Source organism: Micromonospora sp. WMMD730, assembly GCF_049178955.1.
Lineage (GTDB): Bacteria > Actinomycetota > Actinomycetes > Mycobacteriales > Micromonosporaceae > Micromonospora > Micromonospora wenchangensis.
Genome location: NZ_JBMHML010000002.1, coordinates 2971753 through 2986339 on the forward strand (window position 1 = coordinate 2971753; position 14587 = coordinate 2986339).

Genomic DNA, 14587 nt, shown 5'->3' on the forward strand with positions numbered 1-14587 from the left:
GGAGCGGCCCCGCTCAGCGGGGGGCGACGTACTCGCGCAGGTGTCGGGCGGTGAGGGTGTCACCGTGGGCGACCAGGTCGGCGGGGGTGCCGGTGAAGACGATCCGGCCGCCGTCGTGGCCGGCACCGGGACCCAGGTCGACGATCCAGTCCGCGTGCGCCATCACCGCCTGGTGGTGCTCGATGACGATCACGGTGTTGCCGGCGTCGACCAGCCGGTCCAGCAGGGCGAGCAGTTGGTCCACGTCGGCCAGGTGCAGGCCGGTGGTCGGCTCGTCCAGGACGTAGGTGGCCGCCTTCTCGGCCATGTGCACGGCCAGCTTGAGCCGTTGGCGTTCCCCGCCGGACAGGGTGGTCAGCGGCTGCCCCAGGGTCAGGTAGCCGAGGCCCACCTCGGTCAGCCGGTCCAGCACCACCCGGGCCGGGCCGGACGGGAAGAACTCCCGGGCCTCGGTCACCGACATGCCGAGCACCTCGCTGATGTTGCGGCCGCGCAGCGTGTAGGCCAGCACCTCGGGGGTGTACCGCCGTCCCTCGCACGCCTCGCAGACGCTGGCGACGGCCGCCATCGTCGCCAGGTCGGTGTAGACCAGCCCGATCCCCTTACAGGTCGGGCAGGCGCCCTCGGAGTTGGCGCTGAACAGTGCGGCCTTCACCCCGTTGGCACGGGCGAACGCGGTGCGGATCGGGTCGAGCAGGCCCGTCCAGGTCGCCGGGTTGCTGCGCCGGGAACCCCGGATGGGGGACTGGTCGACCACCACGACGCCGTCGCGGCGGGGCAGCGATCCGTGGATCAGTGAGCTCTTGCCCGAGCCGGCCACCCCGGTGACGACGGTGAGCACCCCCAGCGGCAGGTCGACGTCGACGTCGCGCAGGTTGTGCAGGTCGGCTCCCCGGATCGCCAGGTGGCCGGTGGGTCGGCGGAACGCCGTCCGCAGGGTGACCCGGTGGTCGAGGTGCCGGCCGGTCAGCGTGTCGGAGCGGCGCAGCCCGGCGACGTCGCCGGTGTAGCAGATCCGCCCGCCGGCCGTGCCCGCGCCCGGACCCAGGTCGACGACGTGGTCGGCGATCGCGATCGTCTCCGGCTTGTGCTCGACGACCAGCACCGTGTTGCCCTTGTCGCGCAGCCGCTGCAGCAGGCCGTTCATCCGGGCGATGTCGTGCGGGTGCAGCCCCACCGTCGGCTCGTCGAAGACGTACGTCACGTCGGAGAGGCTGGACCCGAGGTGGCGGACCATCTTCACCCGCTGCGCCTCGCCACCGGACAGGGTGCCGGACTCCCGGTCCAGGCTGAGGTAGCCCAGGCCGATCTCCACCATCGAGTCCAGGGTGTCGCGCAGGTCGGCCACCAGCGGGGCCACCGACGGTGCGTCGATCCCGCCGACGAACTCGGCCAGGTCGCTGATCTGCATGGCCGCGCACTCGGCGATGGTGCGGCCGGCGATCCGCGAGGACAGTGCCGCCGCGTTGAGCCGGGCCCCGCCGCAGGCGGCGCAGGTGGCGAAGGCGACCGCCCGGTCCACGAAGGCGCGGATGTGCGCCTGCATGGACTCCCGGTCCTTGGCCAGGTAGAGCCGGCGGACCTTCACCACCAGCCCCTCGTACGTCCAGCTGTTGGCGCCGACCTTGATCTTCGTGGCCGGCTTGTGCAGGAAGTCCTCCCACTGCTGCGGGGTGAAATCCTGGAGCTTCACGTCCGGGTCGAACAGGCCGGACCCGACGATGGTCTGCCAGTACCAGGAGTCCACGGCGAAGTTCGGCACCAGGATCGCCCCGTCGTTGAGCGAGCGTTCCACGTCCACCATCGCCGACACGTCGGGGTCGGAGACCCGGCCCAGCCCTTCGCAGGTCGGGCACATGCCCTCGGCGAGGTTGAAGCTGAACGCCCCGGCTCCGCCGGCGTGCGGCTCACCGAGCCGGCTGAACAGGATCCGCAGCAGCGCGTACGCGTCGGTCGCGGTGCCGACGGTGGAGCGGGAGTTCGCCCCCATCCGTTCCTGGTCGACCACGATCGCCGGGGTCAGGTTCCGCAGCGAGTCGACGTCGGGGCGGGACAGGTTCGGCATGAACGACTGGAGGAAGGCACTGTAGGTCTCGTTGATCAGGCGGCGGGACTCGGCGGCGACGGTGCCGAACACCAGGGAGGACTTCCCCGAGCCGGAGACGCCGGTGAAGACGGTGAGCCGTCGCTTGGGTATGTCGACGGAGACGCCGGTGAGGTTGTTCTCCCGGGCGCCCCGTACCTCGATCACGTCGTGGCGGTCGGCGGCGGACTGCGCTGGTTGCTCCATACCTTCGATTTTCTCATTCATGCTCCTGTAGAGACTTTCTCCGCAACTCACGCGTCCACGGCCCGGCTATATGGCGAGAAGTCTCAAACCACGTGGCAACCACTAGGGTGGGCCGGAACGCGAGCGGTGGGGAGAGGCCCGGTGACAGGGGAGCGACGGTGGCGGCTGGTCGACGTCGCGGCCAGCGCCGGCGTCTCCACCCAGCAGGTACGCAACTATCTGGCCGACGGGGTGCTGCCGCCGACCGACCGCACCCCGAGCGGCTACCGGATCTTCACCGACCGCCACGTCCGGGCCCTGGCGGTGGCCCGTCGGATGGCCGAGGGGCACGGCTGGGCGCGTACCCGGGAGGTGCTGGCGGCCGTGCACCGGGGTGAGCTGCCGGCGGCGCTCGCCGCGCTCGACGCCGGGCACGCCGAACTGGACCGCGAGCGGGCCGAGATCGCCCGGGTGCTGGGCGCGTTCGAGACGGTGCTGGGCAGCCGGGCGGCGGCCGTGCCCCGCCGGGACGCCCGGATCGGCGAGGTGGCGGTCCAGGTGGGTGTGCGGACCTCGCAGCTGCGCCTGTGGGAACAGCGTGGCCTGCTCCGCCCGCACCGGCAGCGGGGCACCGGCTACCGGGTGTACGACGTGGCCGAGGGCCGGGCGGCGCAGGTGGTGGCGCTGCTGCGCCGGGGCGGCTACCCGTTCGACATCATCACGGCGGTCCTCGACGAGCTGCGCAGCACCGGCCGGCCGGACCGGGTCCGGGCCGAACTCGCCCGGCGGGAGCAGGAGCTGAACCGGCGCAGCCTGCGCCGGCTGCGGGCCTCCGCCGCCCTGCACGACTACCTGGACGGGACCGGCACCTGAACCGCACGGCGGGGCGGCACCCAACGCGCTGCGGAGGCCGTGCACAGCCGGACGGCCCGGCGGATCATCCGCCGGGCCGTCGGTGCGCAAGGGGTCAGTTCAGCCCGCAGGCGGCGAAGTTGTCGAGGTTGGGGCGCTGTGCGCCGACGCGGTTGAAGGCGATCTCGATGCGGTCGAGGGCGGCCTTGCGCTTGTCCTCCAGGGGGCCGAGGATGGCGTTGTTGATGAAGTTGGCGCCGCCCTGGGGGTTGGCGGCCTGCTGGGCGAGGCGGGCGTTGGCCTCGCTGATCTGCTTGTCGAGGTTGGCCAGTTCGGCCTGGACGTTCGCGGCGGCCTGGGCCGGTACGGCAGGGATCTGCGGCGTCGGGCAGTTCACCGTCCGGGCGGCACCGGCGTTGCCGTTGCCCGCGTTCCCGTTCCCGTTCCCGGCGTTCCCGTTCCCGTTGCCGGCGTTGCCGTTGCCGTTGCCGGCACCCGCGTTGCCGTTGCCGGCGTTGCCCGCACCCGCGCCGTTGAGCCCGCAGGCGGCGAAGTTGTCGAGGTTGGGGCGCTGTGCGCCGACGCGGTTGAAGGCGATCTCGATGCGGTCGAGGGCGGCCTTGCGCTTGTCCTCCAGGGGGCCGAGGATGGCGTTGTTGATGAAGTTGGCGCCGCCCTGGGGGTTGGCGGCCTGCTGGGCGAGGCGGGCGTTGGCCTCGCTGATCTGCTTGTCGAGGTTGGCCAGTTCGGCCTGGACGTTCGCGGCGGCCTGGGCCGGTACGGCGGGGATCTGCGGCGTCGGGCAGTTCACCGTCTGGGCGGCGGCAGTGGTGTTGTTCCCGCCGGTGGCGGCGTTGCCGGCCTTGACGGAGCTGTTCAGCGCGCTGGCCACACCCGGGGCGTTCAGGCCGCAGGTGGCCAGGGCGTCCAGGTTGGGTCGCTGGGCGCCGGCCCGGTTGAAGTTGATCTCGATGCGGTCCAGCACCGCGACCCGCTTGCTCTTCAGCGGGCCGAGGATGGCGTTGTTGATGAAGTTCGCACCGCCCTGCGGGTTGGCCGCCTGCTTCGCCAGCCGCTCGTTCTGCCGGGCGATCTCCTCGTCCAGGTTGGTCAGTTCCCGCTCCACCCCGGCGGCAGCCGACGCCGGGACCGCCGGCAGCTTGTCCCGTACCGTCGGGCAGTTGACGGTCTGCGCGGCGGTGCTGCCGGTGTTCTCACCGGCGGAGGCGAGTTGCAGACCGCCGCCCAGCAGCAGCACCGCCAGGGCGCCCACTCCGCCGAGCTTGAGGACGGCATTCTTCCGCATTGGCCTGGCCATGTACCTCTCCTCTGATCTCCGGCGGGTCGCGACGGCGTAGCGTGCGGTGGCCCGACGGTGGCTGGGGTCAAGGCGGACCGGATGTCCGACGCCCGGCATTGGCGTCCGCCCCGATCCGTCCTTGCGGCGATGGATACGGGGACCGGCAGAAGATCGTTCAAGAATTCTCGTGAGCTTCCGGTCGCTCTCGGTGACTGATGAAGAAATCCCAGGTCAGTGGGGGTGGGAGCGGTTCCATCGGCGCTCGATGGAGGCGATTTCGGCTACCAGCGGTCACTGATCGATGATCAAGGGTGACGAAAGGGATTCCCGTCGGGTCGGTCGCGCCCCCTGGGGAACCCGGTTGCCGCCTCGGTAGGGTGCCTCACCATGAGAGCCCGGGTCCTGGCCGCCGGCGTCGCGGCCGTACTCCTCACCGGTGTGCCGGCCATCCCCGCCACCGCGGGCGGTGCGGCCCGCGCCGGGTCGGCCGCCGCCGTCGTGCCGTGCCCGAAGCTGCCGACGCCGAAGGTGACCCGACCGCCCCGGCCCACACCGCCCGCGGCCGTGCCCGAGCAGCAGCGGGTGGGGGGCGAGGCGCTGGCCACCCCCGGGCTGACCGTGCCGCCCGGTGCGCCCGCGCCGCCGCCGGTCACCGCGACCTCGTGGCTCGTCGCCGACCTGGACACCGGGGCGGTGCTCGGCGGCTGCGGCCCGCACGAGTACGGCACCCCGGCCAGCGTGCAGAAGCTGCTGCTGGCCGCCACCATGCTGCCGAAGCTGAACCCGAAGCAGGTCGTCACGGTCACCCGCCCCGACCTGGACATCGAGCCGGGCAGTTCCGCCGTCGGCCTGCTCGACCGTGGTCGATACCCGGTCGAGACCGTCTGGCTCGGCCTGCTGCTCCAGTCCGGCAACGACGCGGCGAACCTGCTGGCCCGCCTCGGTGCGGGCAGCGCCGCCGCCGGGGTCCGCGAGATGAACGCCGAGGCACGCCGGCTCGGGGCGTTGCAGACCCGCGCGGTGACCCCGTCCGGGCTGGACGGTCCGGGCCAGTTCACCAGCGCGTACGACCTGGCGCTGATCGCCCGGGTCTGCTTCGCCGACCCCACCTTCCGCCGGTACGCCCTGACCGAGCGCACCCAGATCCCGGCCCAGCCGGCGTTGCGCAAACCCGGCTTCCAGATCCAGAACGAGAACCAGCTCATCTACCGGTACCCGGGGGCGCTGGGCGGGAAGACCGGCTTCACCGACCTCGCCCGGCACACCTACGTCGGGGCCGCCGAGCGCGGTGGACGACGACTGGTGGTGACCCTGCTCGGGGCGGAGGCCCGCCCGGTACGCGGCTGGGAACAGGGGGCGCGGCTGCTCGACTGGGGCTTCGGCCTGCCCCGGGACGCCTCGGTGGGGCGACTGGTCGAGCCCGGTGAGCTGACCACCGCCAGCCCGTCGGCCCCACCGTCCGCCCCGGTGGCCGCCGCGCCGGCCGCCTCCCGCCCGACGGCGGGCGCACCGCACTGGCTCGGCGGGGCGGTGGTCGGCGGGGCGGCCGGGCTGGTCGGCCTGCTGGCCGTCCTGCTCGCGGTCGGCCGTCGGCGCCGGACCCGCCGCCGGGTCCGACGGCGGGTCGCCTGGGACTGACGGCGACCCGTTGCGCCGGGGAGCACCGGCGCGCGTCGACGGTCACGACCCGCCCGGATCGGCCGGCGTCGACAACCGGTGCGAGCCTCCATAGACTCCGGTCGTTCCGGTACCCGTCGTCTCTCCGGTACCACGAGTCCAGGAGGACCATCAGTGTCGAGTGAACCCCGACCGTCCGCCGCCGGGTCGCGCCCCCACGGCCGGCTGGCCCGCCTCGCCGGGGCGGCCCTGGCCTCGGCCGCGCTGGTCGTCGCCGGTGGCACCGCCGCCGTCGCCGCGCCCGCCGACGGGCCGACCGCCGCCCGGACCACGAAGGGACCCTGCGCGTACACGTCCACGCCCGACGAGCCGCCGGCCCGGCCGGTGCCGCTGCCGCCCGACCCGCGTCGGACGCCCGACGACGGCACGGTCCGGGTCACCCTGCGCACCAGCCAGGGGCCGATCGGGCTGACCCTGGACCGCGAACAGGCCCCGTGCACCGTGCAGAGCTTCCTGCACCTGGCGAAGCACCGGTTCTACGACTGGACGCCCTGCCACCGGCTGACCGCGTACCCGACGCTGCAGGTGCTCCAGTGCGGCGACCCGTCCGGCACCGGTGAGGGCGGGCCGGGCTACCGCTACCGCGACGAGCTGCCCACCGACCTGCCGCCCGCGCCGACCGACCCCACCGGGGTGCGCCGGCTCTACGCCCGGGGCACGCTCGCCATGGCCAACGCCGGGCCGGACACCAACGGCAGCCAGTTCTTCCTGGTCCAGTCGGACTCGGCGCTGCGCCCCAACTACACCGTCTTCGGCAGCATCGACGCGGCCGGGCTGAACACCCTGGACAAGATCGCCGCCGGTGGCATCGCGCCCACCCCCGAGGACCCCGCGCCGGTGGACGGCGCGCCGGCCCTGCCGGTGCAGATCCACCGCGCGATCCGGGGCCACTGAACGACGCCGGCCGGCCCGTCGCGGGGCCGGCCGGGGGGATGACGCCGGGTGGGGGCGGTCAGCCGCCCCCACCCGACGGTCAGCTCTGCTCGCCTGCCGCCCGGGTCCGGTCGGCGTCCGCGTCGGCCGTGCCGGCCGGCACGCCGTCGCCGTCGCGGGCGGCGTCGGACAGGTCCACCTCCGCGCCGGCACGGGCGGCGTCGGCGCGGGCGTCGTCGGCACCCACCACGGGACGGGTGTCGACATCGTCGACGTCGACCAGGTCACCACCGGCCGCGAGGCCGATCGGGGCGTAACGGGGGTCGGTCATGGTCTCCTCCTTCACCGGGGCCTACCCTCCGCTACCCCCATCCACCCCCGTCGACACCTCCCGCCGCCCGGCGACATGCTAGCGGCCGGTCCGCACCCGCCGGGTGGGTTTCGCCGGATCGCCGGACCGGCGGGGCGGGCGTCACTACCTTCGTCAGCGTGAGAGTTCGGGGACGTACCGCCGCCGCCATCGCCGCCCTGCTGCTGTCGCCGGTCGTCGCACCCGCCGGTGCGGCGGACGCCGCCGGGGCGGTCACCACCGGCCCGTGCGCGCCGGTGCCGGCCGTGTCCCGGCCACCCCGACCGGTCCCGCCCCACACCGACCCCGCCGCCCGCGTGGTCGGCGGCCCCGCCCTGGCCACCACGGGGCAGGTCCGACCGGCCGGGACACCCCGGCCGCCCGCCGTGCCGGCCACCTCCTGGCTGGTCGCCGACCTGGACAGCGGCGACGTGCTCGGCGGCTGCGGCCCGCACGAGTACGGCACCCCGGCCAGCGTGCAGAAGCTGCTGCTCGCCGCGACCGTGCTGCCGAAGCTCGACCCCCGCCAGACGGTCACCCTCACCCCCGGCGACCTCGACATCGAGCCGGGCAGCTCCGCCGTGGGCTTCGCCGAGGGCGGCCGGTACCGGATCGAGACCCTCTGGTTGGGCCTGCTACTCAAGTCCGGCAACGAGGCGGCCAACGCGCTGGCCCGCCTCGGCGGCGGCCCCGACGGGCTGCCCGGTGGGCTGCGGGCGATGAACGAGCACGCCCGGCAGCTCGGCGCGTTGCAGACCCACGCGGTGACCGCGTCCGGGCTGGACGGGCCGGGCCAGTTCACCAGCGCGTACGACCTGGCGCTGATCGCCCGTGCCTGCTTCTCCGACGCCACCTTCCGCCGCTACGACACCACCCGGGAGACGATGATCCCCGCCCAGCCGGCGCTCGGCGAGAAGGCGTTCCCGATCCAGAACGACAACCAGCTACTCGACCGCTACCCGGGGGCGCTGGGCGGCAAGACCGGCTACACGGACCTGGCCCGGCACACCTACGTCGGTGCCGCCGAGCGGGGCGGCCGGCGGCTGGTGGTCACCCTGCTCGGCGCGGAGGTGCTCGACAGGCGGGGCTGGGAACAGGGCGCGGCCCTGCTCGACTGGGGGTTCGGGGTGCCCCGGGGCGCGGCGGTCGGCCGGCTGGTCAACCCGGGCGAGCTGACCGCCGGCCCGTCCGCGTCGGCCACCGCCACCCCGCCCGCACTGGCCGCCGCCGGGGGACCGGGCCGGCTCGACCCGGACGGTCACCCCTGGTCGCGTCCGCTGCTCGCGGTCTCCCTGGCCGCCGTCGTGGCCGGGCTCGCCGGGCTGCTGCTCGCCCTGCGGCACCGACCCCAGCACGGACGCCGACAACGGTGAGAGCCGGCGCGGACCACCCCCGGTGGCTGCCGCTGCGGTTGCTGGTCGCGGCGGCGGTGCTGGCGACGCCGGGCTGTGGCCGGCCGCCGCAGCCCGCGCCGGTGCCGAGCGCCGCCATGCCCACCCCGAGCGGGCCGCGCGCCCCCGCCGACGTGGTGCTGCTGTCCGAGGTCGACCCGAGCATCGTCGTCGACATCCGCTACGCCGGCCCGCACAACTTCGTCGGCCGCCCGGTGGACGGCTACGACGAGCCGCTGTGCCTGCTCACCCGGCCCGCCGCCGAGGCGCTGCGCCGGGTGCAGGCCGCCGCCCGCGCCCAACGGCTGAGCCTGCGGGTGTACGACTGCTACCGGCCGCAACGCGCCGCCGACGAGTTCGTCCGCTGGGCGAAGGACCCCGCAGCGCAGCAGACGAAGGCGGAGTTCTATCCCCGGGTGGCCAAGTCGAGGCTGTTCGCCGACGGCTACCTCGGTGCGCCCACCGCGCACAGCCGGGGCAGCACCCTCGACCTGACCCTGGAGCCCCGCCCGGCCCCGCCCCGCGCCTCGTACGCCCCGGGCCAGCCGCTGGTGGCCTGCACCGACCCGGCCGACCGGCGGTTCGCCGACGGCACCCTCGACATGGGCACCGGATTCGACTGCTTCGACCCGCTCGCGCACACCGCCGACCCCCGGGTGACCGGTGCCGCCCGGACCAACCGGGGCCTGCTGGAACGCCTGATGACCGAGGAGGGTTTCGTCAACTACGACCGGGAGTGGTGGCACTACCGGTACGCCGACGAGCCCTACCCCGACACCTACTTCGACTTCCCGGTGGCCCGCGCGTCCCTGCCCCGCTGAGCGGCCCGGTCGCCGGCTCCGGCGTCGGGCCGCCCACCGCCGGTCGGGGTAACTGCGGTGGGTCGGCGGCGGCAGGCCGCTAGGCTGCCCGACGGCTCCCGGCCGCCCGCCCGGGGCGGTCCCGTCCCGTGAAGGACCCGACATGACCACCGAACGGATCGGCCCGCCGCTGCTCGCCGGGGAGCGGGAGACGCTGCGTGCCTTCCTCGACTTCCACCGGGCCACCCTCGCCATGAAGTGCGAGGGGCTGACCGACGAGGAACTGCGCCAGCGGGCCGTGCCGTCGTCGCAGCTGACCCTGCTCGGCCTGCTGCGGCACCTCGCCGAGGTGGAGCGCGCCTGGTTCCGGCGGGTGATCGACGCGCAGGACGTGCCGCTGCTCTGGTCGGACACCGGCGACTACCAGCAGGCGTACGACCCGAGCGGGTCCACCGGGGCGGAGGCGTTCGCGGCGTGGCAGCGGGAGGTGGAGCACTCCCGGCGGATCGAGCGGGCGGCGGCCTCGCTCGACGTCACCGGTCACCAGGCGCGCTGGGGCGAGGACGTGTCGCTGCGCCTGGTGATGCTGCACATGATGCACGAGTACGCCCGCCACAACGGCCACGCCGACCTGCTGCGGGAGGCCGTCGACGGCAGCGTGGGCGTCTGACCCGCCGACCCGACCCGACCCGACCCGGCTCAGCCGGCGGCCGGTCGGGTGCGCAGCGGCAGCCAGGCCAGCACGTCGCGGATCGTGGCGTCCCAGTACGGCCAGTCGTGGTCGCCGGGGGAGAAGTCCACGGTCACCGGCACGCCCCGGCCCCGGGCCGCCGCGACGAAACGTTCGTTGTCGTCGTAGAGGAAGTCCTCGGTGCCGCAGGCGACGTAGAGCGGGGGAGTGTCGGCTCCGGCCCGACCGACCAGCGCCACGGTGTCGTCGTCGGGGCCGGCGGTCGGGGCGTCGCCCCAGACGGTGTGCCAGACGTCCGGGTCGAGCGGACGGTCGGGGGCGTGGCGGCGGTGGGCGACGTTCAGCGCCCCCGACAGGCTGGCCGCGGCGGCGAACCGCTCCGGCTGCCGCAGCGCCCACTTCACCGCCCCGTAGCCGCCCATCGACAGCCCGGCGACGAAGGTGTCCTCCCGGCGCTCGGAGAGCCGGAAGAACGACCGGCAGACCTGCGGCAGTTCGTCGGTGAGGAACGTCCAGTACCGGTTGCCGTGCGTCTCGTCGGTGTAGAAGCTGCGCCCGGCCTGGGGCATCACCACGGCCAGGCCCAGCGGGGCCACGTAACGCTCGATCGCGGTCTGGCGGGTCCAGGCGGTGTCGTCGTCGCTGAGGCCGTGCAGCAGGTAGAGCACCGGCGGGCCCGCGTCGGCGGGCGTCGGCCGTGCCGGGTCGGGTTGCGGCAGGATCACCGTCATCGACGTGCTCATGCCCAGGGCCTCGGAGTCGAACTCGCACCGCATCAATGCCATGGCCGACCGTACCGCGTGCCGGCCCTGCCGGACACGACGTCGCCGCCAGCGGCCCTAGGCTGTCGCCATGCCCGCCGAGGACGCCGTGATCGACCTGGACGCGCACCGGAACGAACCCGTCGGGCCGACCACCGGCCGCGTCCGGCGTACCGCCCGGCCCGGGGCAGTCCTCGGCCTGGTGGCCGCCTTCGCGGCCGGCGTCGTGCTGGGCGGCTGGGGCGTCGACCGGTCGCGGGAGGCCCGTGCCCGGCAGGAGCGGGACGCGACGGTGGCGCTGGTGGCCGTCGCCACCGGAACGAGCGGAGGCGGCGTGAACTCCGGGGGCCGAGCCCGGATCGAAGGGTCGCTGGCCGTGGTCAACGCCGGGCCGTCCCCGATCACGGTACGGTCGGTGCAGGCGGAGAGCCCCACCACGGTCATCCGCGATCTCGGCCGGACCCGGCTGATCCGGGCCGGCGGCACCGGCTGGATCGACGTGGTGGTGCTGTTCCAGTGCGGGGAGCCGGCCACACCGGAGCCGCTGTCGGTGCGGTTCTCCGTGCAGACCGCCGACGGGCAGGTCAGGGAGGCCCGCTACCCGGTCGCCATCGTGGGCAGCGTCTGGCTCGACATGCTCCCCATGATCTGCGGGCCTCGATAGCCGGAACGTCAGCAGCGCGAACGTGGATATCCGTTTGCGGCGGTGCGGGCGTCCGCCTAGGTTCAACGGCAACGTCACACCGACCAACCGGGGAGCACACCGTGTCGCCGTACCTCAGCACCGAGACCACGCGGTCCCAGCCGCGCGGCGGCGTGCTGTTGCCAGCCGGCGAACGAACCCGGGGTTGTCGGTGGCGATCGGGGTGGCGGCGCGGATAGCGCCGGCGCGACCTGCGCAGCCGCCCACCCCACCAGGGGACCGGGCGGCTTTTTCGATCCCCGACACCCGCCGAGGGGTGTAGCTCAACGGGTAGAGCACCGGATTCCAAACCCGACGGTCGCAGGTTCGAATCCTGTCACCCCTGCTCCCACGAACGAGGAGAACGACCATGGCATTCACCCCGCTGCCGGGCACGAAGGCGCCGGTACGGGTCTGGACCGACCCGTACGGCATCGAGCCGCAGGCCGCGCAGCAGTTGCGCAACATCGGCGCGCTGCCCTGGGTGCAGGGCGTCGCCGTGATGCCGGACGTGCACTACGGCAAGGGCGCCACCGTCGGCTCGGTGATCGCGATGCGGCAGGCCGTCTCGCCGGCCGCCGTCGGGGTGGACATCGGCTGCGGGATGAGCGCGGTCCGCACCTCGCTCACCGCCGCCGACCTGCCCGACGACCTCGCACCGCTGCGGTCGGCGATCGAGGCGGTGGTGCCGGTCGGTTTCGCCAAGCGGGACGACCCGGTCGACCCGCGTCGGGTGCGGGGCCTGGAGCAGCGCGGCTGGGACGACTTCTGGGCCCGGTTCGCCACCCTGGACCGCCGGGTGGCGCAGCTGGAGAGCCGGGCCCGGCACCAGCTCGGCACCCTCGGTGGGGGCAACCACTTCATCGAGGTCTGCGTCGAGCAGGACGGCCCGGACGCCGGGCAGGTCTGGTTGATGCTGCACTCCGGTTCCCGCAACATCGGCAAGGAGCTGGCCGAGCGGCACATCGGGGTGGCCCGTGCCCTGCCGCACAACACCGACCTGCCCGACCGGGACCTGGCGGTGTTCCTCGCCGGCACCCCGGAGATGGACGCCTACCGGCGGGACCTGTGGTGGGCGCAGGAGTACGCGCGGCGCAACCGGGCGGTCATGCTGGCCCTGCTCTGCGGCGTGGTGCGGGACGCCTTCCCGCAGGTCAGCTACGGGGAGCCGATCTCCTGCCACCACAACTACGTGGCGGAGGAGCACTACGACGGGGTGGACGTGCTGGTGACCCGCAAGGGGGCGATCCGGGCCGGCCGGGGGGACCTGGGCATCATCCCGGGGTCGATGGGCACCGGGTCGTACATCGTGCGGGGGCGGGGGAACCCGGACGCGTACTGCTCGGCGTCGCACGGGGCCGGGCGGCGGATGTCGCGGGCGCAGGCGAAGCGGACGTTCACCGTTGACGACCTGGCGGGGCAGACCGCCGGGGTGGAGTGCCGCAAGGACGCCGGGGTGGTCGACGAGATCCCCGGCGCGTACAAGGACATCACCGAGGTCATGGCGCAGCAGGACGACCTGGTCGAGGTGGTGGCCCACCTCAAGCAGGTGGTGTGTGTGAAGGGTTAGACCGGCCGACGCCCCCGGGCGTCGGCCGTGAGCCCCGGTGGCGCAGCGGACAGCGCGCCGGTCTACGAAACCGGAGAGCCCAGGTTCGAATCCTGGTCGGGGCACTCTCCGCCCGGCTGCCGTGCGACCGCGCGGTGGCAGGGGGCGGAATAGTCTTCACGTCATGAGTGGTGCGCACCAGGGCTCCCGGGACCAGGCGAATCCCCTGCGCCAGCTTCGGCTGGACCAGCTGCGGCGACGGACGAGCGTCAAGTGGCGGGAGTACCCGGACGACGTGCTGCCGCTCTGGGTGGCGGAGATGGACGTGCCGCTCGCCGAGCCGGTCGCGCGGGCCATCACCGACGCCGTCGCGCTCGGGGACACCGGCTATTCTGCCGGCACGGCGTACCCGGAGGCACTGGCGGAGTTCGCCAGGCGTCGGTGGGGCTGGGACGGGCTGGCCGTGGAGCGGACCGCGCTGGTGCCCGACGTGATGCACGGCGTGGTCGAGGCGTTGCGGCTGCTCACCGGGCCCGGTGACGCGGTGGTCGTCAACTGCCCGGTCTACCCGCCGTTCTACGGGTTCGTCGGGTACGCCGGCCGCCGGATCGTGGAGGCACCGCTCGGCGACGACCTGCGGATCGACCTCGGCACCCTGGAAGAGACGTTCCGGGAGGCCCGCTCCGGCGGGCGACCGGCGGCGTACCTGCTCTGCAACCCGCACAACCCGACGGGCGTCCTGCACACCGCCGACGAGTTGACCGCCGTCGCCGCGCTGGCCGGGCGGTACGGGGTGCGGGTGGTCGCCGACGAGATCCACGCCCCGCTGGTCGGCGCGGGAGCGCGCTTCGTGCCGTACCTCTCGGTGCCCGGCGCGGAGCACGGCCTGTCGCTGATGTCCGCCTCCAAGGGGTGGAACCTGGCCGGTCTGCGGGGTGGGCTGCTCGTCGCCGGCCCGGCCGCCGCCGGGGACGTCGCCCGGGTTCCCTTCGAGGTCAGCGTCGGCACCAGCCACCTCGGGGTGATCGCCCACACCGCCGCGTTCCGGGACGGGGGTGACTGGCTCGACGCCCTGCTGACCGGCCTGGACGACAACCGTCGGCTCCTCGCCGCGCTGCTCGCCGAGCACCTGCCGGCCGTCCGGTACCGACCCGGACAGGCCACCTACCTCGCCTGGCTCGACTGTCGGGGGCTGGGCCTCGGCGACGACCCCGCCGCCGTTCTCCTGGAGCGGGGCCGGGTGGCGCTCAACTCCGGTCTGGCCTTCGGCACCGGCGGCGTCGGTCACGTCCGGCTGAACCTGGCCACCTCCCCGGAGCTGCTCACCGAGGCGGTACGCCGGATGGCCACCGCCGTCACCTGAGCGCAGCGGCTCCGGGGGGCGTGCTGAAGA

Annotated in this window: 13 protein-coding genes and 2 tRNA genes; 11 read left to right on the top strand and 4 right to left on the bottom strand. The window is 74.1% G+C overall.

Annotation, left to right across the window (positions count from 1 at the left end):
- Positions 1–13: 13 nt before the first annotated feature.
- On the bottom strand, positions 14–2290 hold the full coding sequence (locus ACN265_RS12985) for an ATP-binding cassette domain-containing protein (RefSeq protein WP_421407681.1): 2277 nt from the start codon (positions 2288–2290) through the stop codon (positions 14–16).
- A 141-nt stretch (positions 2291–2431) separates the two neighbouring features.
- On the opposite strand from ACN265_RS12985, the gene ACN265_RS12990 reads away from it, so the two are divergent.
- Entirely contained in the window at positions 2432–3142 is a 711-nt protein-coding gene (locus tag ACN265_RS12990) for a MerR family transcriptional regulator (protein WP_421407683.1), read from the top strand.
- Between the two features lie 94 nt (positions 3143–3236).
- Here ACN265_RS12990 and ACN265_RS12995 read toward each other — a convergent pair whose 3' ends face one another.
- Positions 3237–4439, bottom strand: coding sequence for a hypothetical protein (locus ACN265_RS12995; protein ID WP_421407685.1), 1203 nt, complete (start codon positions 4437–4439; stop codon positions 3237–3239).
- Positions 4440–4808: 369 nt separating this feature from the next.
- Here ACN265_RS12995 and ACN265_RS13000 point away from each other — a divergent pair, with 369 nt between their 5' ends.
- Together ACN265_RS13000 and ACN265_RS13005 are read left to right on the top strand one after the other, a co-directional pair.
- Positions 4809–6059, top strand: a complete 1251-nt coding sequence (locus ACN265_RS13000; RefSeq protein ID WP_421407687.1) for a D-alanyl-D-alanine carboxypeptidase family protein — start codon at positions 4809–4811, stop codon at positions 6057–6059.
- Between the two features lie 153 nt (positions 6060–6212).
- Positions 6213–6992: a peptidylprolyl isomerase gene (locus ACN265_RS13005; protein ID WP_307826461.1), complete on the top strand. Its 780-nt coding sequence runs from the start codon at positions 6213–6215 to the stop codon at positions 6990–6992.
- A gap of 79 nt (positions 6993–7071) precedes the next feature.
- Here ACN265_RS13005 and ACN265_RS13010 read toward each other — a convergent pair whose 3' ends face one another.
- On the bottom strand, positions 7072–7302 hold the full coding sequence (locus ACN265_RS13010) for a hypothetical protein (RefSeq protein WP_421407690.1): 231 nt from the start codon (positions 7300–7302) through the stop codon (positions 7072–7074).
- Positions 7303–7460: 158 nt separating this feature from the next.
- On the opposite strand from ACN265_RS13010, the gene ACN265_RS13015 reads away from it, so the two are divergent.
- From ACN265_RS13015 to ACN265_RS13025, 3 genes are all read left to right on the top strand, one after another.
- On the top strand, positions 7461–8693 hold the full coding sequence (locus tag ACN265_RS13015) for a D-alanyl-D-alanine carboxypeptidase family protein (protein ID WP_421407692.1): 1233 nt from the start codon (positions 7461–7463) through the stop codon (positions 8691–8693).
- A complete protein-coding gene (locus tag ACN265_RS13020) occupies positions 8690–9532 on the top strand; it encodes a M15 family metallopeptidase (RefSeq protein ID WP_421407693.1) in 843 nt (280 codons plus the stop codon). Before ACN265_RS13015 ends, ACN265_RS13020 begins: the two co-directional genes overlap by 4 nt.
- A gap of 142 nt (positions 9533–9674) precedes the next feature.
- Positions 9675–10181: a DinB family protein gene (locus tag ACN265_RS13025; protein WP_204928503.1), complete on the top strand. Its 507-nt coding sequence runs from the start codon at positions 9675–9677 to the stop codon at positions 10179–10181.
- 29 nt (positions 10182–10210) lie between these two features.
- On the opposite strand, the gene ACN265_RS13030 is transcribed toward ACN265_RS13025, so the two are convergent.
- Positions 10211–10987 carry an alpha/beta hydrolase gene (locus tag ACN265_RS13030; protein WP_421407694.1) on the bottom strand — a complete coding sequence of 259 codons (777 nt, stop codon included), beginning with the start codon at positions 10985–10987 and terminating at the stop codon, positions 10211–10213.
- A 67-nt stretch (positions 10988–11054) separates the two neighbouring features.
- Here ACN265_RS13030 and ACN265_RS13035 point away from each other — a divergent pair, with 67 nt between their 5' ends.
- The 5 genes from ACN265_RS13035 to ACN265_RS13055 all read left to right on the top strand — a co-directional run bounded on the left by ACN265_RS13035 (position 11055) and on the right by ACN265_RS13055 (position 14557).
- Complete coding sequence (locus ACN265_RS13035) at positions 11055–11627, top strand: hypothetical protein (RefSeq protein ID WP_420117060.1); 573 nt, start codon at positions 11055–11057, stop codon at positions 11625–11627.
- Positions 11628–11918: 291 nt separating this feature from the next.
- Positions 11919–11991: transfer RNA gene (locus ACN265_RS13040), tRNA-Trp, on the top strand.
- A gap of 24 nt (positions 11992–12015) precedes the next feature.
- The gene (locus tag ACN265_RS13045) at positions 12016–13215 is read left to right on the top strand and encodes an RtcB family protein (protein ID WP_421407696.1); all 1200 of its coding nucleotides are present in this window, start codon (positions 12016–12018) and stop codon (positions 13213–13215) included.
- A 31-nt stretch (positions 13216–13246) separates the two neighbouring features.
- A tRNA-Arg gene (locus ACN265_RS13050) sits at positions 13247–13319 on the top strand.
- 59 nt (positions 13320–13378) lie between these two features.
- Positions 13379–14557, top strand: coding sequence for a MalY/PatB family protein (locus tag ACN265_RS13055; protein WP_421407697.1), 1179 nt, complete (start codon positions 13379–13381; stop codon positions 14555–14557).
- Positions 14558–14587: the final 30 nt, after the last annotated feature.